The organism is Paraburkholderia sp. (assembly GCF_050742655.1).
Taxonomy (GTDB): domain Bacteria; phylum Pseudomonadota; class Gammaproteobacteria; order Burkholderiales; family Burkholderiaceae; genus Paraburkholderia.
The window spans coordinates 343,713-366,571 of sequence record NZ_JBOIGG010000001.1 but is presented as its reverse complement, the minus strand read 5'-3'; the positions used below and the strand labels follow the sequence as shown (position 1 = coordinate 366,571).

Below are 22,859 nucleotides of genomic sequence, written 5' to 3'. Positions count from 1 at the left end.
CGCCTCCCCGCTACACGCTACGAATCGCGACGCGCACTTCGGACAGCAGCATGCCGAGTTCGAACGGCATTCCGAAAGCGCCCAACGTCAAAGCCGCTAACGTCCAGTCCTCAAGTTCCCGCAGCGCCTGCAACCCCGCAACACGGCGAAGCAATGCCAACGAGTCAAGACCCGCCCACGACCCGCCAAGCTCAAACCCGCCACGACAGACCGCAAGCACCACCGCCTGCTGTTCGTCGGACAGCTCGCTCACCATCTCCGCGACCGGCGGACATTCCTCATGACGCAGGTTGTCGACCAACTCACACAGCACCGCACGACCGTCGAAAGCGGGTTTCTCCGATTCACCGACAGATCCACCTACCGGGACCTCACCGGGCGACTGCACCGCAGGCACAACCGACTTCGGCGGCTTCGTCGCGACGGCGGGTTTCTTCTTCAGCTTCGCGAGCGTCGCGCGTGCTTCTTTCCGGCCCGCACTCCCCGCACGAATCTCGCGATCCAGCTGGTTTGCAGCGAACTGATCCAGCGCCGCTACCTTCACCACGCACTGGAGCAATTCGATGTCTTCCGTTACACCATCTACAAGCAGCTGCTTCGCACGCCAGTCAAAATCGCCATACGTGACCGCGAGACGCTTCGACACCCACGCAGGCGACTTCTTCACGTGCTGCGCGACGAGATCGACCTTGCCCCACCGGTCATAGAGACGCCGTACCGCATTCGCCTCGTCTGTAAGGCTCAAATCCTCACGCTGGATGTTTTCCGCCAGCTGCATATCCAGCACCGCATCGACCGTCGCCGCCCCCACCAGTGCAGGTACCGCCGACAATCCCGCCATACGCGCCGCACGCACCCGCCGTTCACCCGCAATGAGCCTGTACACGCCGTCAACCTCTGAACACAGCAGCACCGGTTGCAACACGCCGCGCACCTTCATGTCGTCAGCCAGCTCCGCGAGCGCCTGTTCATCGAACCCTGTGCGCACCTGCCCTGCGATCTCAATCGCATCGAGGGCCACGAACTTCAACGCGGGCCCATCCGACACCGGGAACACATCACCATTGAGCGGAGGCATATCCGATGCCGCCGCCACCACAACTTTTTTCGCCCTTGCCACCATCACCTCCCCCGAGTTTTCGCATCCGAAAAAATGCGGGCCCCACACCCTGCACGACCCGCGCGAAAACCTATGCCGCTACGGCATCGGTCCGAGGTTTCGCGGACGGACGGCCCCACGGTTGCAGCGCCGTGATGCGCGGTTCAAGACGCCCTTCCATCGACTGGAAAAAACCGAAGCTCGCGAGGTAATCACCGGGTTCCGTTTCCTTCAACACGTCCGGCAGATTGATCGTGCCGACGAGCAGCTGCGGCTTGCCTTCGATTTCCTGTTCCAGCACGCATTGCGCCGAGTAAATCGCCCACGGGCGGCCTGTCTTCTGCGAAACGCCCGAACGCGAGATGACCTGGAGAACCTTCAGTTTTTGCGTGTTCATAAAAATGCCTTTTCCGGTTAGGACTACTATTCACAATGAATAAACCCATGACGGGCGAAATTGACTCGCGCACTCGACGCGAACGCTTACCGCTCTACTGCAACAACGTCACTACAGGCACCACACCCACCTGCACGGTCGACACCGCACCATGCGCACACATCAACAACACTTTTCGAATCGGGCCGTTCACGCACATCGACGGGCAGCGCAACGACGCGCACGGGCACATCACGCAGCGCAGCGCGACACGAAGCGACCGGTTTAGCCCGAACACACATCATCAGTGAGAGAAAGGATTAGCCGGTGCGCCGACTTCAACGGGCACGAGCGTGAGAAAATTCGGTTGACGACCCAGCCGGTACAGTTCGGCACGGGCTTTGTCACGCGCGCTCGTCAGATCGCGGGCGCGGACTTCGACCGTTGCAACACGCGTATGCGCGTGCAACGTGTAGGCATGGACTCGATATGCAGGCACAACTAACCCCCGTTCGTTGGCTACATCACAATCAGCTATATTTAACGACTTCAAAACCCTACGGACTTAAACATGCAAATCAGCCCGTTTCACATCGCACAGATCGCCGTCGGTACTGTCGTTAAAGAATTCGATGACGACAAAGGCAATCAGAAAAACGCGTGGCAATTTCTAAACTCCGAAATCGCAAAGCATGACGACGAAGTAGCAGTCGTGATCGAACGCGACGACGGCCATCGTATCGGCGAAATATGGGCTAACTTCTCCGCACTGCCCGACGTCGAAACCGCCGACCGCTTCCGACATTACCTACTGCTAAACGCGTTCTACGACGACGATGAAGACGACCGCTAACGGAACAGAGACTCACAACTCCCTAGCACGCCCAGCACGGCCACGCCCTTAAGGCGATATGAAGCCACCCCGCCCGACGCGACGGAACACCAAACATCCCGCACTTCACGCCACGAGCAACGACCGCCACAAAGCACGTGCAACCACACGGCCCCACTGTTGCCACGCCCGACGAACGCCACTGGCTCAATGCCATCGACAATCAGTAACGTCCTAACCGCCTCATATCCACGCTGCAACAGCGCCACATCGGCAGACGCCGACCGAAACGTTAAAGTCACCAGACGCAGACTGTCTTGCATACGCTCCCCATTCGTTGAGCACTTCGCGTCATGCTTTCGCTTGCGAAACCCGGTTCGACCCGGTTTACCTTTTCCACCAGCCTGATAGACTGCGATCTACCAACTTTGGGAGCAATCTACCAAAATCGGCAGATTCGATTATCTACCAATTCCGGTAGATGTCAAGGAGAGATGTATGGACATCGGCGAACTCATCGACACAGCCAAGCGCAAGCAAGGATCAATTGGGAATGTGGCTGAGCGCATGGGCATTCGGCCCGAACGGCTCGCCGACTGGCGTGCCGGACGACGCAAGCCTGATGCTGCGCAAATAGTGATGCTGGCCGACCTAGCACAACTGCCAGCCTTCGAAACCCTTGCGGAAGTCGAAACTTTGATGGACGCCGAAAGAGCGTCCGTGTGGCAGCGTGCGCTGGACAACTTGCGCGCGGCAGGTGTAGCCGCAACGGTCGTACTGGGAGTGGGAGCAGTAACAGCAGCGGGCACCGCACCTGAACAGGCACAAGCCGCAGAGAAAGATAAGAACCAGGTGGTGCGCCCGGCTGGGATCGAACCAGCAACCCCTGCCTTCGGAGGGCAGTACTCTATCCATTGAGCTACGGGCGCATCGACACGACGGCGCTGCGACCAGCAAGGAAGCAGGAAGAGCAGGAAGGCGGCGCCCGGCGAGACCGAGAGGATACCCGGTTTCCAATGACCCGTCCACCGCACGGCCGGCGCGCGCCGCGCCGGTCAAGGCTCCGCGCCCACAACCGCCCACGACAAGTCGCACGGAGAACGCATCGCTTCGGGTAAACGCCTGCTGAACTGCGCCGGCCCCGCTGGCCGCCGCTGAAACCTTCCGTCTATAATCGTCGTGGCAATAAATTTTAAACACGCCGTTACGTCGTAGCCGTCACGCTGTACCGCTCACAATACCGATGGGAGACGAGACAAGCATGAGCGAAGCACCACACGGAGTCCCGATCAAAACCCCCGGGCAGCTTATCGCCGCGATCATCGCCGGGTTTGCTGTTCCCGTAATCATCATTATCCTGCTTGCGTACTACGTCGATAATTCGACGCGCATCGGCGCAGGAACGGACGGCTTCACCGATGCCGCCGTGGCCCAGCGGATCGCACCGATCGCCCAGGTCGACATCCGCGACGCGAATGCGCCGCGCGTCTATAAGACCGGCGAGCAGGTCTACAAGGCGGTCTGCTTCGCTTGCCATGCAACAGGTGCGGCCGGCGCGCCGAAATTCACCAATGCCGGCGACTGGGCCCCGCGCATCGCGCAAGGCTTCGACACGCTCTGGCACACGGCGCTCACCGGCAAGGGCGCGATGCCCGCGCGCGGCGGCACGAGCCCCGACGACTACAGCGACTACGAAATCGGCCTCGCGGTCGCCTACATGGCGAACAACTCCGGTGGCAAGTTCGCTGATCCGCCGGCCCCGGCGTCGGGTGCTGCTGCAGCCGCCGCCGCTTCGGGTGCTGCCGCGGCTCCTGCATCGGGTACCTCCGCCGACACCGGCGCGCAAGCCGCCGCAGCAGTGGCAGCCCTCGCGAACGTCCCGCAAAGCGCCGCGCCCGCGGCGCAAAGCGCGGATGCATCGCAGGCGGGCAAGGCGCTGTATCAGCAGGTCTGTCAGGCCTGTCACGCGGCCGGCGTGCTGAACGCACCGAAATTCGGCGACAAGGTTGCCTGGGCGCCGCGCCTGAAAGATCCGATCGATACCGTCTACAACTACGCGCTGCACGGCAAGGGTGCGATGCCGCCGAAGGGCGGATCGAATGCGTCGGACGCGGACGTGAAAGCCGCCGTCGACTACATGGTCAGCGCCGCGAAGTAAGCGGACACTCGCGGCACGATGTGCCGCCGAAGCGAATCGTTCCTGCGTATGCATCCGCATGCGCAGGGATTTTTTATTGTGTGGACAGCGGCTGCGCCGGAACGCTGAACGCGTCGATGAACGCGAGCGCAGGCACGTCGCGCGCCACCGACTGGAAGCGCTCGCACAACTCCCGCGGTGGCAACCACGGGTACGTCAGCCCTTGCTGAAGTGCGGCAAGCAGTGCGCCGTCCGCGTCGGGGACCACATCCATCCGCGCGATGTGAATATGCAGATGCGTCGCCCGCAGGCCGGCGTCCTCGTGCGCGAAAGTCCAGTCATACACACCGCGCCCTCAACATGAAACACTCCGGATCGAACACACTTTGCTCGCCTCCTGATCAATGCTTTGCACCAAATCCCAAATCCCAACGACTTCAAAAGCGAGGCCTCATCCTCACTTTCATACCTTGATCTTCCAAAAGATCCACATCGTTAGCGGTCACGCGTAATTCGCTTATGTGATCGGCGATCTTAGGCAGCACCTCATCGCGCACCTCCGGATGGAGATGTTGTCTCGCCGCCTCGACCAGCTGAGTTTCCAGACCTGCAACGACGTTCAGTCGTTCCTGGTCGCTGCCGGAGTTCCATGCGAGGGAATTGTGAAAGCTATCCAGATCGTTTCGCCGAAGTCCGAGAAGGTTTCCGATAACCTTCAAATCACCGATCAATTCCTTAGTGCCTATCTCTTCCGCCGGGTCCATGTCCTTTACGTACTCCAGGACAGCTTCTTGTAGAGGAAATGATTGTGCAGGTCCCTGCAAGCCGTGCACCGGCGAGACAGGAAGGGAGGGGGCCGTCACTGTGCGGTTACCGGAATTCGCTGGTTGATTTTGCGCCTGCATGTGCGGCAGCGATGACGCGCTTGCAGCAAACGCGCCGGGAGCGGAAGTGCCCGTCGACAAGCCACCCGCTCGCGATGCCGCCGGATCAGGCACGTAGGTGCCGCCCGCGCCATATTGCGGGGGTACGTTGCGCGACGCCGGCTGGCTCGGTCCACGATCAGCCGAAGGAGACGCCAAGGATGCAGCCACAGCCTGGCGATCGCGATCCGGAATGCTCGCTTCAACCGTCGGTTCCCCGAACCCTTGTTGTGTCGCAAACGCGTCCAGTTGACGGTCTACCGTCTGCATCGCTTCCTCATGCGCCAATCTTGCCGATTGCATCTGTGCCTGACTCTCTGCCTCCTGATCAGTCAATGTTTTCAGATGCACACGTGCTTTTTCGTATCTCCTCTGCGCCGACAAAAGCGATGCGGCATGATGGGGCTGAGGCCTCCCGCCCTTCGCTGCGAGATTGCATGCATTTTGGGAAAGCGTTATCGAAGAAGCCAGCATCTTCAGGTTCCCCTCTGCAAGTTTTATCAACTGCTGCCGCTGAGTCGGCTTCGCAGACGCAGCAGCCTCGCGCTCCAGCCGCTTGAGAGATTCTGGCTTCTCAGGCACAGGAGGTGGTTCTGCTGTCGGTGTTCTGGATCGAACCTGCGGGCGGGCATCGTTCGGAGCCGACGAAGAAGATTGCCTGGTGACGTTTGGAGAGGTGGTTGAAGATGGCGATATGGTATTCGGCATGGTGTCGTCCGTTGCGTTGCTGGGGGGCTAGCCCGCAGAAATCAATGATTTGATATATCGCTAATCATCCGCTTCATACGGCCCCTCGCCCTGCTGAACGCGAAATGATGTCCACTTTGGCGATGTATTTGCCGCAAGACACCGACACCGAGTCACGCGCCCCACCGGACCGCGACCGAGCCATCCACCGGCGTCACGCCCGACGCTTACGCGGCATCGCACGTCGACATGCGGAATCTCCGGTGAACGAGTCGCGCCACTGTAGCGTGTGCGTTGGCCGCACACGCCGATGAGCCTCGCGCGCCGAGGGTCTTTGTCCCTCAACCCGGCTTCTGCAACAACGCCTTCAAACTAGCGAGCCGATCCTTCGGCGACATCGGCGCCTCGTCCTCGGTCGGTGGCGGCGCCTCGTCGAGCCCCATCTCCGGAATGAAGCGCGACGGCTCGCACACCACGGTCTCCCGCGCACGCTTGCGCTTCTTGCACCAGTTCAGATGCAGGCTGCGCTGCGCACGCGTGATCGCCACGTACATCAGACGACGCTCTTCCTCGATGCGCGCATCGTCGATCGGCGCATCGTCCGAGCCGCCGCGGTGCGGCATGATGCCCTCTTCGACGCCGACCAGAAACACGTGCGGATATTCCAATCCCTTCGACGCATGCACGGTCGACAGCCGGACCGCATCCGGATCCTCGTCCTTACCTTCGAGCATCGACATCAGCGCGACGGTCTGGATCAGGCCGAGCAGGTTCTTGCCGGTATCGGCGAGGCCGTCCGCGTTGTCGTAGCCGGTCGCTTCGTCGTCACCGTCGCCGGTGAGTTCGGGCTCGGGCTTCGTGCCCTTGCGCTTCAGCCACTCGAGAAACTCCAGCACGGTCTGCCATTTCGACTGCGCCTGGCGCTCGTCGAATGCGTCGTACAGGTAGGCCTCGTAGTGGATCGCGTCCATCATGTCGTCGAGCACGCTGGTTGCGGGATCTTTGTCCGCGCGATCGGTCAGGCGCTGCATGAAATCGCAGAACGCGCGCAGCGGCTCGATCTGACGCGGCGACAACCGTGCTTCGATGCCGCCCATGTACACGGCCTCGAACAGCGACACCTTCGCCTGCCCCGCAAACGCGCCGAGCGCTTCGAGTGTGGTGTTGCCGACGCCGCGACGCGGCGTCGTGATCGCGCGGATGAACGCGGGATCGTCGTCGGCATTGGCGATCAGCCGCAGGTACGCACAAAGGTCCTTGATCTCGGCCTTGTCGAAGAACGACTGACCACCCGACAGCACGTACGGAATCCGTTCGCGCCGCAGCACCTGTTCGAAGATGCGCGCCTGGAAGTTGCCGCGATACAGGATCGCGTAATCGCGGAACTGCGCGCGCCGCTCGAACTTGTGTGCAGACAGGCGGAACACTACCGATTCCGCTTCGTGTTCTTCGTCGTTGCACGCCGTGACGGTGATCGTGTCGCCCATGCCGTGCTCGGACCACAGCTTCTTCTCGAACAGCTTCGGGTTGTTCGCGATCACGTTGTTCGCGGCCGTGAGGATGCGCACCGTCGACCGGTAGTTCTGCTCGAGCTTGACGAGGTGCAGCTTCGGAAAATCCTTGCCGAGCTGCGCGAGATTCTCGAGCGTCGCGCCGCGCCAGCCGTAGATCGCCTGATCGTCGTCGCCGACCGCGGTGAACGCGGCGCGCGGACCGGCCAGCTGTTTCAGCAACTCGTACTGGCACGCGTTGGTGTCCTGATACTCGTCGATCAGCAGATAGCGCAGCTTGTTCTGCCAGCGGTCCCGTACCTGTTCGTTGCTCGCGAAGAGTTCGGCGGGCAGACGGATCAGATCGTCGAAATCGACGGCCTGATACGCGTGCAGCGTCGCGACGTAGTTGCGATAGACGATCGCCGCCTGGTGCTCGTCTTCGTTCGCGGCGATGGCCATCGCCTCGTCCGGCATGATGAGGCCGTTCTTCCACAGCGAGATGATCGACTGGATCTTGCGGATGAAACCCTTATCCGTCGAACCGATCTGCTCCTGGACCATGCCGAAGCAGTCGTCGGAATCCATGATCGAGAACTGCGGTTTCAGCCCGACGTGTTCCGCTTCCTGACGCAGGATCTGCACGCCAAGCGAGTGGAACGTACACACCGTCAGCTGATTGACGGGCACCTTGCGGCCTTCCTTGCCCGGTGTGGTCAGCGTCTTGCCTTCGAGCAGCTTGCCGACGCGCTCGCGCATTTCGGCCGCGGCTTTGTTCGTGAACGTTACCGCGGCGATGTGGCGGGGCTCGAAGCCCTTGGCCTCGATCAGATGCGCGACCTTCTGCGTGATGACACGCGTCTTGCCGCTGCCGGCGCCCGCCAGCACGAGACAGGGACCGTCGAGATAACGCACCGCTTCGTTTTGAGCGGAGTTCAGGCCTGCGGACATCTTCAGTGGATGGGTGTAACGGTTGAGGGCGCGGGGCCCATGAGACCTGCGGCGCATCGCGTACGACGCGGTGCGGCAATGCCTGCGCGAGAGCCGCGATGTTAACACGGATGCCCGTGCCAAAATAACGGCGATGCGCGGCCCAGTCGCGTACCCTTCACGCTCTACACGCAGGATGCCTTTATGACTTCATCGCTGAAAACCGGACTGATGGGCTACGGCTTCGCCGGCCAGACTTTCCACGCGCCGGTCATCGCGCATTGCGGACGCGCGAGCGTCGCGGCAATCGCCACCGGCCAGCCGGAGCGCGCGCACGCCGATTTTCCCGACGCGCACGTTGTTCGCGATATCGATGCGCTGCTCGCGCTCGACGACATCGAATGCGTCGTGATCGCTACGCCTAACGACACGCACTACGATCTCGCGCGCCGCACGCTCGAAGCCGGCAAGCACGTCGTGGTCGACAAGCCCGTCACGCTGACGTCCGACGAGGCCCGCGCACTCGCTACCCTCGCGCGGACGAAGGGCCTGCTGTTCGCGCCGTTCCACAACCGCCGCTGGGACGGCGACTTCCTGACCGTGCGCGATCTGCTCGCGAGTGGCCAGCTCGGCCGCGTTACGCACTTCGAATCGCACTTCGACCGCTTCCGCCCGTATGTGCGGCAGCGCTGGCGCGAGGACGCGACGCGCGGCGGCGGTTTGCTGTTCGATCTCGGCCCGCATCTGATCGATCAAACGCTCGCGCTGTTCGGGGCGCCCGCGACCGTTTCCGCGACAGTCGCGACCCGGCGCGACGACGGCGGTGCGCCAGACTACGTGCATCTGCTGCTAGGCTACGACGGCCTCGACGTCGTGCTGCACGCGAGCGCGCTGACCGCGCTCGCGCCGGCGCGCTTCGCGATCCACGGCACGCGCGGCAGTTACTTGACACACGGGCTCGATACCCAGGAAGATCAGTTGAAGGCGGGACTGCGTCCCGGTCAGCCGGGCTTCGGCGGCGGCAATGCGGCGGGCCGTCTGCGTGTGCTCGAAGGCGACGACGAAGTGGAACGCGATCTGCCGACCCGCGACGGCGCGTACGCGGACTTCTATCGCGCGGTCGCCGCGACGATCCGCGACGGCGTACCATTCCCGGTCGCGGCGCAGGATGCCGTCGACGTGATGGCAATCATCGAGCTCGCAGCACGCAGCGCAGAGGAAGGCCGCCGGCTGCCGTTCGAACGGCGCGCCTGATTGAAAGCGCAAAGCAAGCGCGCAACGAAAACGAAAGCAATATCCAACAAACCGTTACAAATGAGCGGCGGCCGCCGCGTCATCGCGTGCGGTCGGCCGGTCGTTGTTCTCCGGTGACATCCGGAAAACGACTATAAGGAGAATGACGTATGCAACGCTTCATCCGCGCGCTGGCGTGCGCAGCACTGGTTTCGTCGCTGGCCGCCTGCGTGGTCGCGCCGCAGCAACCGGTGCACCCCGGTCCGAACCCGCGCGAGATCGCGGCCCAACGCTTCGACCAGGTCAACGGCCGCCTCGATAATCTGAGCCACCGCATCGATGCCCGCGTGAACCAGGGCTACTATCCGCCGCCGCAGGGTGGCGCGCTGCATCACCGGCTCGACGTGATCCGCCAGGAAGCACACGACATGTCCGCGCAGCACGGCGGCGGTCTGTCCGGCGACGAACAGCGCGTGCTGAACCAGGAACTGGACAACGCCGCTCACGCAATCGACCAGTAACGTTAGCAGGCACTTCCAATGCGGCCCGCGGTGCTCAATGCACCGCGGGCCGCAGTCATTCTGGCGCGCTTATTTTTGACACGTGAAGCCGCGCGAGCATCCGCAGAACCCACGCCCGCGCCGCCCCGAAGCGCCCATTTGACAAGCCTCCGGGCCTCGCGTACATTCGCCGCACGCGTCGGGAGAGCGCGTGGCAGCCGCTGTAGCAGGCATGCCGCGCCGCCGAAGGGGCACACCCACAAACTCTCAGGCAAAAGGACCGACCGCGTCGAAATCCGTCTGTCGCCGAGCATCATCCGGCACCGGTTTTCGCACTCTGGAGAGCGGCAGTAGCCACCATCAGGCAGGCTGCCCACCGAAGGGGCGCGCGTTTCGCCGTCGTGACATCGATGGCAGCGCAATCTCTCAGGTATCGAGGACAGAGGGGTCATGCATCGCATCGCTCGCCGGCATCCGCCGCGACGGTCGCACCGCATGGCCTTTTTTGTTTGCGACGCCCGAGGCCCCATGACCGAACTCAAACACACCCCGCTTCACGCCACGCACTGTGCGCTCAATGCGCGCATGGTCGACTTCGGCGGCTGGGACATGCCCGTCAATTACGGCTCGCAGATCGACGAACATCGCGCGGTGCGTACCGATGCCGGGATGTTCGACGTGTCGCACATGTGCGTCGTCGACGTGACCGGCGACAAGGCCCGCGATTTCTTCCAGTTCGCGCTCGCGAACAACGTCGGCAAGCTGCAGACAACCGGCCGCGCGCTCTACTCCTGCATGCTGAACCCGGACGGCGGCGTGATCGACGATCTGATCGTCTATTACTTCGCCGACGACAGCTTCCGCGTCGTCGTCAATGCGTCCACCGCCGACAAGGACATCGCGTGGTTCCGGCAGCTCGACGCGCAGCGCGGCTACGGCCTCACCATCGCGCCGCGTCGCGATCTCGCGATCGTCGCGGTGCAAGGCCCGAACGCGCGCGACAAGGTCTGGCAAGTCGCACCGTCCACCCGCACCGCCACCGAACTCCTGAAGCCGTTCCACGCCGCGAAGATCGACAACACGCCGTTCGGCGAATTGATGATCGGACGCACCGGCTACACCGGCGAAGACGGCTTCGAAGTCGTGTTGCCGGCAACGTCCGTCGGCGAGTTCTGGGACGCGCTGCAGCGCCAGGGCGTGCGCCCGTGCGGTCTCGGCGCGCGCGACACGCTGCGCCTCGAAGCCGGCATGAATCTGTACGGCCAGGACATGGACGACAACGTATCGCCGCTCGACGCGGGCCTCGCGTGGACCGTCGACCTCACGCAGCCGCGCGACTTCGTCGGCCGCCCGGTGCTCGAAGCGGAAGGTTCGCGCAGCACGTTCGTCGGGCTGATCCTGCTGAAAGAAAACGGCAAGGCGGGCGGTGTGCTGCGCGCGCACCAGAAGGTCGTCACGTCGCACGGCGACGGCGAGATCACGAGCGGCACGTTTTCGCCGACGATGCAGGAGTCGATCGCCTTCGCGCGCGTGCCGAAAGGCGTACAGCCCGGCGACGTCGTGCACGTGCAGATCCGGGACAAGGCGTTACCCGCAAGCGTGGTAAAACTGCCGTTCGTGCGCAACGGCAAAGTACTCGTCGTCTGAACGACCGCCCCGCGGCGCCCGACCCACACTTGATCAACGCATTCAAAACCAGGAGCATCCGATGAGCAACGTCCCGGCCGATCTGAAATACACCGACGAACACGAGTGGATCCGCACCGAAGCGGACGGCACGCTGACAGTCGGCATCACCGACCACGCGCAAAGCACGCTTGGCGATATCGTTTTCCTCGAACTGCCGGAAGTCGGCAAGCAGGTGTCGGCAGGCGACGCCATCGGCGTGGTCGAATCGGTGAAAGCCGCATCCGACATCTATTCGCCGGTATCGGGCGAGATCGTCGCGGTCAACACGACGGTCGTCGACACGCCGGACGAAGTCAACAGCGATGCGTACAGCGCATGGCTGTTCAAGATCAAGCTCGCGGGCGGCGCCTCGACCGATGCGCTGATCGACGCAGCCGCTTACACGAAGCTGATCGACTAACTTTCACTCACGAACCGCGCGGGCGCCGGCCAGGCGCCGGCCCGCACCCGCAGGATTTGCCATGAAGCTCGAACACCCGGATCACCTGATGAACCGCACCCCTCTCTCGCTCGCCGCGCTCGAAGTGCACGACGCGTTCGCCGAACGGCACATCGGCCCGGACGGCACCGACCAGCAGGCGATGCTCGACGCGCTCGGCTTTGCGTCGCGTGCCGCACTGATGGACGCGATAATCCCGCAGACGATCCGCCGCACCGAAACGCTGCCGCTCGGTCCGTTCGCGCAGCCGAAAAGCGAAGCGGAAGCACTCGCGGCGCTGCGCGAGCTCGCGGATAAAAACCAGGTGTTCCGCACGTACATCGGCCAGGGCTACTACAACACGCACACGCCAGCGGTGATCCTGCGCAACGTGCTCGAAAACCCGGCGTGGTACACGGCGTACACGCCGTATCAGCCGGAAATCTCGCAGGGCCGGCTCGAAGCGCTGCTGAACTTCCAGCAGATGATCGTCGACCTGACGGGTCTCGCGATCTCGAACGCCTCACTGCTCGACGAAGCCACCGCGGCCGCCGAAGCGATGACGCTGCTGCAACGCACGGGCAAGCCGAAGTCGAATGTGTTCTACGTCGCCGACGACGTGCTGCCGCAAACCATCGAAGTGGTGAAGACGCGCGCGAAGCCAGTCGGCATCGAAGTGAAGGTCGGTCCCGCCGCCGATGCCGCGCATGCAAACGCATTCGGCGTGCTGCTGCAGTACCCGGGCGTGAACGGTGACGTGCGCGACTATCGTGCGCTCGCCGATGCGATCCACGCGGCGGGCGGCCACGTGGTCGCCGCCGCCGACCTGCTCGCACTCACGGTGCTGACGCCGCCGGGCGAATGGGGCGCGGACGTCGCAGTCGGCAACTCGCAGCGCTTTGGTGTGCCGGTCGGCTTCGGCGGCCCGCACGCGGCGTACCTCGCGGTGCGCGACGAATTCAAGCGGCAGATGCCGGGCCGGCTCGTCGGCGTAACCGTCGATGCGCAGGGCAACCCCGCGCTGCGCCTCGCGCTGCAAACGCGCGAACAGCACATCCGCCGCGAAAAGGCGACGTCGAATGTCTGCACCGCGCAGGCACTGCTCGCGATCATGGCGAGCATGTACGCGGTCTATCACGGCCCGCGCGGCCTGAAGACGATCGCGCTGCGCGTGAACCGGATCGCGGCGCTGCTCGCGGCCGGCGCGAAGCAGCTCGGCTACACGGCCGTGAACGATACGTTCTTCGATACCGTCACGTTCGAAACCGGCGCCCGCACGCAAGCGCTGCACGACGCGGCCACCGCGAAGCGCATCAACCTGCGCCGCGTGAGCGCGACGCAGGTCGGCGTGTCGATCGACGAAACCACGACGCGCGGCGACCTCGCCGATCTGCTCGCGGTGTTCGCGCAGGTCGCTTCGTCCGCTGACGTGCCGCAGATCGACGCGCTCGACGCTGCACTCTCGGACGCGGACAGCACGTCGATCCCGGCCGCGCTCGAACGCACGAGCGCGTACCTGACGCATCACGTGTTCAATCGCCATCACTCGGAAACGGAAATGCTGCGCTACCTGCGCAGCCTGTCGGACAAGGACCTCGCGCTCGACCGCTCGATGATCCCGCTCGGCTCGTGCACGATGAAGCTCAACGCGACGTCCGAGATGCTGCCGGTCACGTGGCCCGAGTTCGGGCAGATCCATCCGTTCGCGCCCGCCGCGCAAACGGTCGGCTACCGCGAAATGATCGATCAGCTCGAGCAGATGCTGGTCGCCGCGACCGGCTATGCCGCAGTGTCGCTGCAGCCGAACGCGGGCTCGCAGGGTGAGTACGCGGGTCTGCTGATCATCCACGCGTATCACGAGTCGCGCGGCGAAGGTCACCGCAACGTGTGCCTGATCCCCGCGTCCGCGCACGGCACCAATCCGGCGTCCGCGCAAATGGCCGGCATGCAGGTCATAGTAGTAGCGTGCGACGCGCAGGGTAACGTCGATATCGACGACCTGAAGGCGAAGGCCGCGCAGCACAAGGACAAGCTCGCGGCGATCATGATCACGTACCCGTCCACGCACGGCGTGTTCGAGCAAAATGTTCGCGAAATCTGCGAGATCGTGCACGCGCACGGCGGCCAGGTCTACGTCGACGGCGCGAACATGAACGCGATGGTCGGCCTCACGGCGCCGGGCCAGTTCGGCGGCGACGTGTCGCACCTGAATCTGCACAAGACGTTCTGCATTCCGCACGGCGGTGGCGGCCCGGGCGTCGGTCCGGTCGCGGTCGGCGCGCATCTGGCGAAGTTCCTGCCGAACCAGGCGTCGTCGGGCTATGAGCGCGCGCCGCAAGGCATCGGCGCGGTATCGTCGGCGCCTTTCGGTTCCGCATCGATCCTGCCGATCTCGTGGATGTACATCGCGATGATGGGTGCGAAGAATCTGACCGCCGCGACCGAAACGGCGATCCTCAACGCGAACTACGTCGCGAACAAGCTCGCGCCGCATTACCCGGTGCTGTATTCGGGCCCCGGCGGACTCGTCGCGCACGAATGCATTCTCGATCTGCGGCCGCTCAAGGACACGAGCGGCATTACCGTCGACGACGTCGCGAAGCGTCTGATGGACTACGGCTTCCACGCGCCGACCATGAGCTTCCCGGTGCCGGGCACGCTGATGGTCGAGCCGACCGAATCGGAGTCGAAGGAAGAACTCGACCGCTTCGTCGAAGCGATGATCGCGATCCGCGACGAAATCCGCGCGGTCGAGGAAGGCCGTGCGGACCGCGAGGACAATCCGCTGAAGCACGCGCCGCACACGGCAGCCGTCGTGATCGCCGACGACTGGAAGCACACGTATGCGCGCGAAGCCGCCGCCTACCCGCTGCCGTCGGTGATCGCGAAGAAGTACTGGCCACCGGTCGGCCGCGCGGACAACGCATACGGCGACCGCAACCTGTTCTGCTCGTGCGTGCCGATCGCGGATTATTCGTGACACGCTTCGTCACCGTCGCGTGTCGCGGAAGCGGCACGCGCGGTGCACATCGTAAGGCGCAACCCGGCGCCACCATTTGAGCGCAGGAACGGCTAACATCACACACCGAATCAGCCTAAGAAGGAGTTCCGCATGGCGATAAAGGTGCTAACGATGCAACGCCCTCCTGTCGCAGCGTGGGTCGACCGGTGGCGTACCACCGGGACGCCGGTCGCTGCGCTGTTCGTCGGTGGAGCGCTGATGCTCGGCATGCAGCAGACGCGAGCCGCGATGAACTTCTGCGCAGCCCCCGCACTGCAGACCAGCGAACGCACGAACGCCGATCCCGGCGTCAAGGCCCTGGTCGCTCACGTGCAGTCGCACCTGAACGATCCACCGCATGCGCTGCCGCGACTGCACACCGAGGGCACGCTGCCGCACGAAGGGATTTACGACCAGAGCGTCGAGGCGGAGAAAGACCTCGACCTGCTGCGCGATGCCGCGCTCGCATGGCGCGCAACGAGCGACGACCGCTATCTGAAGTTCGTCGACCGGCTGCTGTACGCGTGGGTCACGACCTATCAGCCGAGCTTCAATCCAATCGACGAAACGCATTTCGAAAGCCTGATCCTCGCGTACGACATGACCGCGAGCGCGCTGCCCGTGAAGACGCGTAACGCGTCGATGGCGTTTCTGACAAAGCTCGGGAACGGCTATATCGCGCAGATCGACGCGCAGAAGCGACCGCTCACCGGCACGTTCCGCAACAACTGGCAAAGCCATCGCGTCAAGCTGATCTCGATGGCCGCGTTCACGCTCGACAACCGCAAGATGATCGACGCGGCGCAGCGTCTGTTCATCGAGCACATCGGCGACAACATCGCGCCCGATGGTTCGACGGTCGATTTCAGCGAGCGCGACGCGCTGCACTACGTCACCTACGATCTGCAGCCGCTCGTCACGGCCGCGCTGTCGGCGCGCCGCCACAACCGCAACTGGCTCCCCGAGCGCGCGGCGAACGGCGCGACGCTCGCGAGCGCGCTGAACTGGCTCGCACCGTACGCAGCCGGCACAAAGACGCACGAAGAGTTCGTGCATTCGAGCGTGCCGTTCGACGCGAAGCGTCGCGAAGCGGGCTTGCCTGGCTACTCGGGTCAGTGGGACCCGAAGAGCGCAACCGAACTATTTCATCTCGCCGCGCGGCTCAATGGGCGCTATACGCCGATCGCGCTGCAGCTCGCGCCGACGCCGCCCGCGTGGCTCGCCGTGTGCCTGCCGCTGCCGGCGCGCTAACTTCACTTTCTATTTGCAGGAGCAGTAATGGCCGTCAGCGTGTTCGACCTCTTCAAGATCGGCATCGGTCCGTCCAGTTCGCATACGGTCGGTCCGATGCGCGCGGCACTGATGTTCGTACAGGGCCTCGAACGCGATGGACTGCTCGCGTCCACCGCTTCGGTGAAAGTGGATCTGTACGGCTCGCTCGGTGCGACCGGCAAGGGTCACGGCACCGACCGCGGCGTGATGCTCGGCCTGCTCGGCGATGCCCCCGACACCGTGAACCCGGACACGATCGCCGAACGGCTCGAAGCGGTCCGCAAGTCGCGCACGCTCGAACTGCTCGGCACGCACGTGATCCCGTTCGTGCCGAAGGAGCACATCTCGTTCTATCGGCAGGCGCTCGCCGAACATCCGAACGGCCTGACGCTGCGCGCGTTCAACGCGCAAGGCGCCGCGCTGCGCGAATCAACGTATCTGTCGGTGGGCGGCGGCTTCGTCGTGACGGCCGGCGCGGCGAACACGAAGGTGCTGTCCGCCGCCGATCAGCTCCCGTATCCATTTCGCAGCGGCAACGACCTGCTCGAGATGTGCGCGTCGAGCGGCAAGTCAATTGCGCAGCTGATGTGGGACAACGAGCGCGCGTGGCACACCGAGGAAGAAACGCGCGTGGGTCTGCTGAAGATCTGGGACGTGATGCAGTCGTGCGTGGCGCGCGGTTGTGGGATCGGTAATCCGGACGCCGAAGGCAACCTGCCGGGACCGTTCCAGGTGAAGCGCCGCGCGCCGCAGCTGTACCGCACGCTGTCGGGCAATCCGGAGCGCGCGCTGCAGGATCCGCTGTCGATGATCGACTGGATCAACCTGTATGCAATCGCGGTGAACGAAGAAAACGCAGCCGGCGGACGCGTCGTCACCGCGCCGACCAACGGCGCGGCCGGCATCATTCCGGCGGTGTTGCACTACTACATGCGCTTCATGCCGGGCTCGAATCAGCAAGGCGTGATCGACTTCCTGATGACGGCCGCCGCCATCGGCATTCTGTACAAGCTGAACGCGTCGCTCTCGGGCGCCGAAGTGGGTTGCCAGGGCGAAGTGGGCGTCGCGTGTTCGATGGCCGCAGCAGCGCTCGCCGCCGTGATGGGCGGCACGCCCGCGCAGGCCGAGAACGCCGCCGAGATCGGCATGGAGCACAACCTCGGGCTGACCTGCGACCCGGTCGGCGGGATGGTGCAGATTCCGTGCATCGAACGCAATGCGATGGCGTCGGTGAAGGCTGTGAACGCGGCCCGGATGGCGCTGCGCGGCGATGGCAGCCACTACGTGTCGCTCGATTCGGTCATCAAGACGATGTGGGAAACCGGTGCCGACATGAAGACCAAGTACAAGGAAACGTCGCGCGGCGGACTCGCGGTGAATATCGTCGAGTGCTGATGCTGCGCCGCTCCCCATGACGTCGGAGCGTCTCCCGGCGTAAGCTGTCGAAGCCAGACTCATTGACGATCAGCTCGACCATTTCACGAGGATTTTCTGCAATGCCGCTGCCGAACGATTCCGCCCCCGCCACCACGACCGGTGCGCGCCTCGTCGTCGATGCACTGCTCACGCACGGCGTCGAGCGGGTGTTCTGCGTGCCCGGCGAGAGCTTTCTCGCCGTGCTCGATTCGCTGCACGACGAGACGGAGCGCATCCAGACCGTCGTCTGCCGTCACGAAGCCGCCGCCACGAACATGGCGGAAGCGACCGGCAAGCTGACTGGACGTCCGGGCGTCGCGCTCGTCACACGCGGACCCGGCGCGACGCACGCGTCGATCGGCGTGCACACCGCGTTCCAGGACTCGACGCCGCTGATCCTGCTGATCGGCCAGTGCGCGCGCGAGCATCTGGACCGTGAGGCTTTCCAGGAAATCGACTATCGACGGATGTTCGGCCAGATGGCGAAATGGGTCGCGCAGATCGACGACCCGCGACGCATTCCCGAATACCTGAGCCACGCGTTCCACACCGCGACGTCCGGCCGTCCCGGCCCGGTCGTGCTCGCGCTGCCCGAAGACGTGCTGAGCGATGCGTGTCCCGTCGTGCCCGGCGCCCCCCCGTATCAGCGCGTCGCGGCCTCGCCCGCGCCCGCGCAGATCGACCGGCTGCGGCAACTGCTCGACAGCGCGCAGCGACCGATGGTGATCGCCGGCGGCAGCGGCTGGACGCCGGCCGCCTGCGCCGATCTACGGCAATTCGCTGAAGCCTGGCAACTGCCGGTTGGCCTCGCGTTCCGCTATCAGGACACGCTCGATAACGAGCATCTGAATTACGCAGGCGACGTCGGCCTCGGCATCAATCCGGCGCTCGCGCAGCGCATCCGCGAAGCCGATCTGCTGCTGGTGTTCGGTCCGCGGCTCGGCGAAGCGACTACCGGCGGCTACACGCTGCTCGACATTCCGAAAACGAAGCAGACGCTCGTGCACGTGCATCAGGGCGCGGAAGAACTGGGGCGCGTTTATTCGGCCGATCTGCCGATCGTCTCCGGGATGCCTGAACTGGCGGCGCAACTCGCGGCGCTGAAGCCGGCTTCGACACCCGCCTGGGCCGGTGCCGCCGAAGAAGCGCATCGCTCGTACCTCGAGTGGCGCAAGCCGCGGCCGATTCCCGGCGACGTGCAACTCGGCGAAGTGATGCTGCAGCTACGCGAACGCCTGCCCGTCGATGCAATTCTGACCAACGGCGCGGGCAACTACGCGACGTGGCTGCATCGTCATTTCTCGTACCGGCATTTCCGTTCGCAACTCGCGCCGACTAGCGGTGCGATGGGTTACGGTGTGCCCGCGGCGATTGCGGCGAAGTCGCTGTATCCGCAGCGCTCGGTGGTCGCACTGGCCGGCGACGGCTGCTTCATGATGGCCGCGCAGGAACTCGCGACGGCGATGCAGTACGGTCTGAACGTGCTGTTCATCGTCGTGAACAACAGCCACTACGGCACGATCCGGATGCATCAGGAGCGGCACTATCCGAATCGCGTGCATGGTACGGGGCTCACCAATCCCGACTTCGCGGCGTTCGCGCGTTCGTTCGGCGCGCATGGCGAGACGGTCGAACGCACTGCCGATTTTCTGCCGGCACTCGATCGTGCCATCGCGGCGAATCTTCCGGCGCTGATCGAGATCCGGATGCCGCAGGAAGCGAGCACGCCGGGCGCGACGCTCGAACAGGTTCGCGAGCAGGGGCGCAAGCTGCGCGGCGCGTAAGCGGTCGTTAGATGGTTGGGCCGCCCTTTAGTGGACGGCCTTGCGTTTGCGTGAAGGTACAGAGAACGGCAGGGACGCTATCGAACGTAGCGAGCGATCCCCACCGCGCCTCTCACTCCCCGTACTTCTGCAAATACCGCTGATACCCATCACGCCACGACGGCGACCCGAACGCGCCGTGGCTTTCGTGCACGACGCTGATCGGCCAGGTGCCCAGCGAGAGCCCGTTGATCTCCGCCTGGCGGCAAAAATCCATGTCGTAGAAGTGGAACGCGAACTGATCGTCGAAGCGCACGCCGTTTTCGTTCAGACGCGTGCTGTCGGCTACCAGCATCAGCCCGTCAAGTAATTTGCACGGTTGCCCCGGCGGTCCGAACACCGACACGACGTCGCTCGGGAAACCCTTGCCGTGACCGACCACGCCGCTCAGATTGTCCAGTGCGTCCGGCTTGAAATCGGGCGTCGGAAACGCCCATGCAGGCTGACCCGGGACGCGGCGTTTGTTCCCGGCGAGGCCGACGACGTCGAACGTATCGACCGCCTGGTAAATCCGCTCGACCCAGAAGAAATCGCAGATCGACACGTCGTCGTGAATGAACACGAGGATCGCGGGATCGTTCTTCGCGTGATCGATGGCGGAGTTGTAGAGCGTCGACAGACCCGTCGTGTTGTTCGCGAACAGCATCAGTTCCGGCGGCTGCCTGTGACGATACAGCCCGAGTGAGCGGCCGAGCGCGGTCTTCGTCATGAAGTCGGCGTCCGCATGCCGCGTCGCGACGACCAGACGGATCGGCAGACGCTTCGGCACGATCGGGTTCGCGGATTCGTCGAACGGTTTCGCGTTCGGCGCGGCGACCTGCTTCAACGCGGCCTGCACAGCGCCGCTCGATGGACGGTTCACTAGCGGCAGCGACGGTTCGTCGCTCTTCGCGAACAGGAAAAACGGCTCGTGTTCGTTGCAGCCCCACGCGTCCGCATCGACGTCGCCGAGCACGCTCTCGTGCGGATACATATCGCCGCTCAGCCCCGACGCGCGGAACAGCTCGACGAGATCGGCGCCGAACATCCGCACGTGATCGTTCTGTCCAAAGTAGCGCGTCCTGAACTCGGCGCTCGTCGGCCCGCTCAGCTCGAACGTGTGCTTCAGTCGCGGCGAATACGGCGTCTGCGCAACCAGATGGCCGCCCGGCGCGAGACAGCGGCTGAATTCGGCGAGCGCCTTCTCCGGGTGATCGACGTGTTCGAGCACGTGGTTGCAGATGATCAGATCGAACCAACCCGCGGGGAAATCGAGCGCCTCAACGTCGATGCGTCGATGGTGCGGCGAGCGCGGGAACAGGTCGCCCGCGATGTACTCGCGCGGCTGCAGCGCGCGAATGCGCGGTTCGAGCCGCGCTTCGGGCGCGATGTGCAGGATGCGTTTGTTCGACGCGTCTTCGAGCAGTCCCGTGAACGCGAAATAGAGCCACAGATGACGGTCGCGATCGTTGCAGCCGCAGTTCGGACACTGGTACTTGTGTAGCGTAGACCCGACGATATTGACCTGCAGCAGGAACTCGAGATCGAGTCCGCCGGCCGGGTACGGCAGCCAGCCTACCACCGGCGTTTCGCAGACCGCGCAGATGTTCTGCGGCGTCTGTGGCGGCATTGCTTCCGGCGTGGATTGCACCGCCGGTTCTTCGTCGACCGCGACGTCGCCGGTCGTTTCCGCCTGCAGTGCGCGCGCTTCCGTCGCCGCGATGACCTGCGCCCGGCGCACGGCCCGGCGTTCGGCGACCGCCGCGCGCGCGAGCGCGAGGTCGGTCTGGTAGCGCGCGTTGTCGAGCAACTGATGCGCGGGAAGCTGCGTCAGTTCGTCGAGATGCGGCAGCAGCCGGGCGATCTCCGGCAACCCGAGCACGGCGCCTTCGGTCGTATAGCGCTGCTTCAGAAGCTGTTGCGCGTTCATCAGACCGGCGACCGACAGATTGCCCGCCGCCGCTTCGCCGCGCACCATCCATTCCCATTCGTAGAGACCGGCGCTCGTGCTAGGGCTCGCACGATTCGACGTCTGCTCGCCGTGCTGCCGGAACGCGCTCAGATAGCCGCCGACCGCGACGAGCGCCCCCTGCTCCGCGAGATTCAGATACATCGCGACGTCGGTGAGGAAATCGAGCTGCGAAGACCGGTAGCCGAACATCGTGCCCGGATCGACGCGGTCGCGCACGATCATTACGTTGCTCGGCTCGCCGACGAAGTTGGTCAGGCTGCCGATCATCCGCTCGACGAGATAGCTGCGCGTGATCAACGCACGCTCACCGACCTTCAGCAACGCGGCCGGCGCATGAATGACCGCGTCGTTCTCATTGATGAACACGCGCTCGTGGAACGCGAGCGCCGACTCCGGATGCAGCCGCAGCGCGGCGACGAGCGCCTCGACCGACGTCGGCATCAGCAGGTCGTCGTCGAACAGCCACTTCACGTATTCGCCGCTCGCGTGTTCCCACAGCGCGAGCACGTTGCGCAGGCCGTCCTGGAAGCCATGATGGAAGTAGCGCACGCGCGGATCGCCGGAGAGCGTCACGATCTCCTCGAGATCGCCGCCGGGCGTGTCGTCGCCGACCAGGATCTCGATGTCCTCGAACGTCTGCTGCTGCGCGCTCATCAGCGCGCGGCCGAGGTACTCGGGCTTGAACGCCGGGATCAGGATGCTAACGGTGGCCATTGAAACGAATCCCTCTGTGATTGAACTGCGACGGACATGCACGACGACAGTCCGCACCGATACGGCAGCTTAGTCCCGGTCGGCGGGAGTCAATCAGGGGAACAGGCGAAGGTTTTGCGGCCATTTTGCGTTCGGTCGCGGTGCACGGGGCGTGTCGAGGCGCAACCGGACGGCCGCCGGGAAAACCCGCTATCGGGCAAACAGGCGGGCTTTTCGCGCTCATATCCGGGCTTCGGGACGGCGGGGGCCATCGCATACTCGGCACATTCGCCTTCATCCGTCCAGAACCATGATGCCTTTCGTCGCGCGGGCTTCGGCCCGCTCCTGCCCGCGGCGCAGCCGCCCGGCCCGTGCCGCTGCGCCGCGAC

The 22,859-nt window shown here is 64.2% G+C and carries 16 protein-coding genes, 1 tRNA gene and 2 riboswitches; of the genes, 10 read left to right on the top strand and 7 right to left on the bottom strand.

What is annotated here, in order from left to right:
- Nucleotides 1-10: 10 nt before the first annotated feature.
- Nucleotides 11-1,123, bottom strand: coding sequence for a ParB/RepB/Spo0J family partition protein (locus tag ACREXZ_RS01555; RefSeq protein ID WP_431762248.1), 1,113 nt, complete (start codon nucleotides 1,121-1,123; stop codon nucleotides 11-13).
- Between the two features lie 67 nt (nucleotides 1,124-1,190).
- Nucleotides 1,191-1,496: a cellulose synthase gene (locus tag ACREXZ_RS01550; protein WP_431762247.1), complete on the bottom strand. Its 306-nt coding sequence runs from the start codon at nucleotides 1,494-1,496 to the stop codon at nucleotides 1,191-1,193.
- Between the two features lie 550 nt (nucleotides 1,497-2,046).
- On the opposite strand from ACREXZ_RS01550, the gene ACREXZ_RS01545 reads away from it, so the two are divergent.
- Complete coding sequence (locus ACREXZ_RS01545; protein ID WP_431762246.1) at nucleotides 2,047-2,328, top strand: hypothetical protein; 282 nt, start codon at nucleotides 2,047-2,049, stop codon at nucleotides 2,326-2,328.
- Nucleotides 2,329-3,160: 832 nt separating this feature from the next.
- Here the strand turns inward: ACREXZ_RS01545 and ACREXZ_RS01540 are convergent.
- A tRNA-Arg gene (locus tag ACREXZ_RS01540) sits at nucleotides 3,161-3,236 on the bottom strand.
- A gap of 332 nt (nucleotides 3,237-3,568) precedes the next feature.
- On the opposite strand from ACREXZ_RS01540, the gene ACREXZ_RS01535 reads away from it, so the two are divergent.
- The gene (locus ACREXZ_RS01535) at nucleotides 3,569-4,465 is read left to right on the top strand and encodes a c-type cytochrome (protein ID WP_431762245.1); all 897 of its coding nucleotides are present in this window, start codon (nucleotides 3,569-3,571) and stop codon (nucleotides 4,463-4,465) included.
- Nucleotides 4,466-4,538: 73 nt separating this feature from the next.
- On the opposite strand, the gene ACREXZ_RS01530 is transcribed toward ACREXZ_RS01535, so the two are convergent.
- The 3 genes from ACREXZ_RS01530 to ACREXZ_RS01520 all read right to left on the bottom strand — a co-directional run bounded on the left by ACREXZ_RS01530 (nucleotide 4,539) and on the right by ACREXZ_RS01520 (nucleotide 8,495).
- Complete coding sequence (locus ACREXZ_RS01530; RefSeq protein WP_431762244.1) at nucleotides 4,539-4,790, bottom strand: hypothetical protein; 252 nt, start codon at nucleotides 4,788-4,790, stop codon at nucleotides 4,539-4,541.
- A gap of 91 nt (nucleotides 4,791-4,881) precedes the next feature.
- Nucleotides 4,882-6,075 carry a hypothetical protein gene (locus ACREXZ_RS01525; protein ID WP_431762243.1) on the bottom strand — a complete coding sequence of 398 codons (1,194 nt, stop codon included), beginning with the start codon at nucleotides 6,073-6,075 and terminating at the stop codon, nucleotides 4,882-4,884.
- A gap of 320 nt (nucleotides 6,076-6,395) precedes the next feature.
- Nucleotides 6,396-8,495 carry a UvrD-helicase domain-containing protein gene (locus ACREXZ_RS01520; RefSeq protein WP_431762242.1) on the bottom strand — a complete coding sequence of 700 codons (2,100 nt, stop codon included), beginning with the start codon at nucleotides 8,493-8,495 and terminating at the stop codon, nucleotides 6,396-6,398.
- A gap of 183 nt (nucleotides 8,496-8,678) precedes the next feature.
- Between ACREXZ_RS01520 and ACREXZ_RS01515 the strand changes: the two genes are divergently transcribed.
- From ACREXZ_RS01515 to ACREXZ_RS01480, 8 genes are all read left to right on the top strand, one after another.
- The gene (locus tag ACREXZ_RS01515; RefSeq protein WP_431762241.1) at nucleotides 8,679-9,728 is read left to right on the top strand and encodes an oxidoreductase; all 1,050 of its coding nucleotides are present in this window, start codon (nucleotides 8,679-8,681) and stop codon (nucleotides 9,726-9,728) included.
- Nucleotides 9,729-9,877: 149 nt separating this feature from the next.
- Nucleotides 9,878-10,228: a hypothetical protein gene (locus ACREXZ_RS01510; RefSeq protein ID WP_431762240.1), complete on the top strand. Its 351-nt coding sequence runs from the start codon at nucleotides 9,878-9,880 to the stop codon at nucleotides 10,226-10,228.
- A gap of 169 nt (nucleotides 10,229-10,397) precedes the next feature.
- A riboswitch (glycine riboswitch) is annotated at nucleotides 10,398-10,500 on the top strand.
- Nucleotides 10,501-10,534: 34 nt separating this feature from the next.
- Nucleotides 10,535-10,660, top strand: a riboswitch (glycine riboswitch).
- 75 nt (nucleotides 10,661-10,735) lie between these two features.
- The gene (gene gcvT, locus ACREXZ_RS01505; protein WP_431762239.1) at nucleotides 10,736-11,854 is read left to right on the top strand and encodes a glycine cleavage system aminomethyltransferase GcvT; all 1,119 of its coding nucleotides are present in this window, start codon (nucleotides 10,736-10,738) and stop codon (nucleotides 11,852-11,854) included.
- 61 nt (nucleotides 11,855-11,915) lie between these two features.
- Entirely contained in the window at nucleotides 11,916-12,296 is a 381-nt protein-coding gene (gcvH, locus tag ACREXZ_RS01500) for a glycine cleavage system protein GcvH (protein ID WP_431762238.1), read from the top strand.
- 61 nt (nucleotides 12,297-12,357) lie between these two features.
- The gene (gcvP, locus tag ACREXZ_RS01495; protein ID WP_431762237.1) at nucleotides 12,358-15,294 is read left to right on the top strand and encodes an aminomethyl-transferring glycine dehydrogenase; all 2,937 of its coding nucleotides are present in this window, start codon (nucleotides 12,358-12,360) and stop codon (nucleotides 15,292-15,294) included.
- A gap of 132 nt (nucleotides 15,295-15,426) precedes the next feature.
- A complete protein-coding gene (locus tag ACREXZ_RS01490) occupies nucleotides 15,427-16,566 on the top strand; it encodes an alginate lyase family protein (protein ID WP_431762236.1) in 1,140 nt (379 codons plus the stop codon).
- Between the two features lie 27 nt (nucleotides 16,567-16,593).
- Nucleotides 16,594-17,982 carry an L-serine ammonia-lyase gene (locus ACREXZ_RS01485; protein WP_431762235.1) on the top strand — a complete coding sequence of 463 codons (1,389 nt, stop codon included), beginning with the start codon at nucleotides 16,594-16,596 and terminating at the stop codon, nucleotides 17,980-17,982.
- Nucleotides 17,983-18,083: 101 nt separating this feature from the next.
- On the top strand, nucleotides 18,084-19,787 hold the full coding sequence (locus tag ACREXZ_RS01480) for a thiamine pyrophosphate-binding protein (RefSeq protein ID WP_431762234.1): 1,704 nt from the start codon (nucleotides 18,084-18,086) through the stop codon (nucleotides 19,785-19,787).
- A gap of 112 nt (nucleotides 19,788-19,899) precedes the next feature.
- Here the strand turns inward: ACREXZ_RS01480 and ACREXZ_RS01475 are convergent, their stop codons facing one another.
- Nucleotides 19,900-22,491 carry a glycosyltransferase gene (locus ACREXZ_RS01475; RefSeq protein ID WP_431762233.1) on the bottom strand — a complete coding sequence of 864 codons (2,592 nt, stop codon included), beginning with the start codon at nucleotides 22,489-22,491 and terminating at the stop codon, nucleotides 19,900-19,902.
- Between the last annotated feature and the right edge of the window lie 368 nt (nucleotides 22,492-22,859).

What these genes read in the sequence shown, in the direction of transcription:
- ACREXZ_RS01555 (WP_431762248.1), bottom strand. Translation starts at nt 1,123, where the DNA reads ATGGTGGCAAGGGCGAAAAAAGTTGTGGTGGCGGCGGCATCGGATATG.
- ACREXZ_RS01550 (WP_431762247.1), bottom strand. Translation starts at nt 1,496, where the DNA reads ATGAACACGCAAAAACTGAAGGTTCTCCAGGTCATCTCGCGTTCGGGC.
- ACREXZ_RS01545 (WP_431762246.1), top strand. Translation starts at nt 2,047, where the DNA reads ATGCAAATCAGCCCGTTTCACATCGCACAGATCGCCGTCGGTACTGTC.
- ACREXZ_RS01535 (WP_431762245.1), top strand. Translation starts at nt 3,569, where the DNA reads ATGAGCGAAGCACCACACGGAGTCCCGATCAAAACCCCCGGGCAGCTT.
- ACREXZ_RS01525 (WP_431762243.1), bottom strand. Translation starts at nt 6,075, where the DNA reads ATGCCGAATACCATATCGCCATCTTCAACCACCTCTCCAAACGTCACC.
- ACREXZ_RS01520 (WP_431762242.1), bottom strand. Translation starts at nt 8,495, where the DNA reads ATGTCCGCAGGCCTGAACTCCGCTCAAAACGAAGCGGTGCGTTATCTC.
- ACREXZ_RS01515 (WP_431762241.1), top strand. Translation starts at nt 8,679, where the DNA reads ATGACTTCATCGCTGAAAACCGGACTGATGGGCTACGGCTTCGCCGGC.
- ACREXZ_RS01510 (WP_431762240.1), top strand. Translation starts at nt 9,878, where the DNA reads ATGCAACGCTTCATCCGCGCGCTGGCGTGCGCAGCACTGGTTTCGTCG.
- gcvT (WP_431762239.1), top strand. Translation starts at nt 10,736, where the DNA reads ATGACCGAACTCAAACACACCCCGCTTCACGCCACGCACTGTGCGCTC.
- gcvH (WP_431762238.1), top strand. Translation starts at nt 11,916, where the DNA reads ATGAGCAACGTCCCGGCCGATCTGAAATACACCGACGAACACGAGTGG.
- gcvP (WP_431762237.1), top strand. Translation starts at nt 12,358, where the DNA reads ATGAAGCTCGAACACCCGGATCACCTGATGAACCGCACCCCTCTCTCG.
- ACREXZ_RS01490 (WP_431762236.1), top strand. Translation starts at nt 15,427, where the DNA reads ATGGCGATAAAGGTGCTAACGATGCAACGCCCTCCTGTCGCAGCGTGG.
- ACREXZ_RS01485 (WP_431762235.1), top strand. Translation starts at nt 16,594, where the DNA reads ATGGCCGTCAGCGTGTTCGACCTCTTCAAGATCGGCATCGGTCCGTCC.
- ACREXZ_RS01480 (WP_431762234.1), top strand. Translation starts at nt 18,084, where the DNA reads ATGCCGCTGCCGAACGATTCCGCCCCCGCCACCACGACCGGTGCGCGC.
- ACREXZ_RS01475 (WP_431762233.1), bottom strand. Translation starts at nt 22,491, where the DNA reads ATGGCCACCGTTAGCATCCTGATCCCGGCGTTCAAGCCCGAGTACCTC.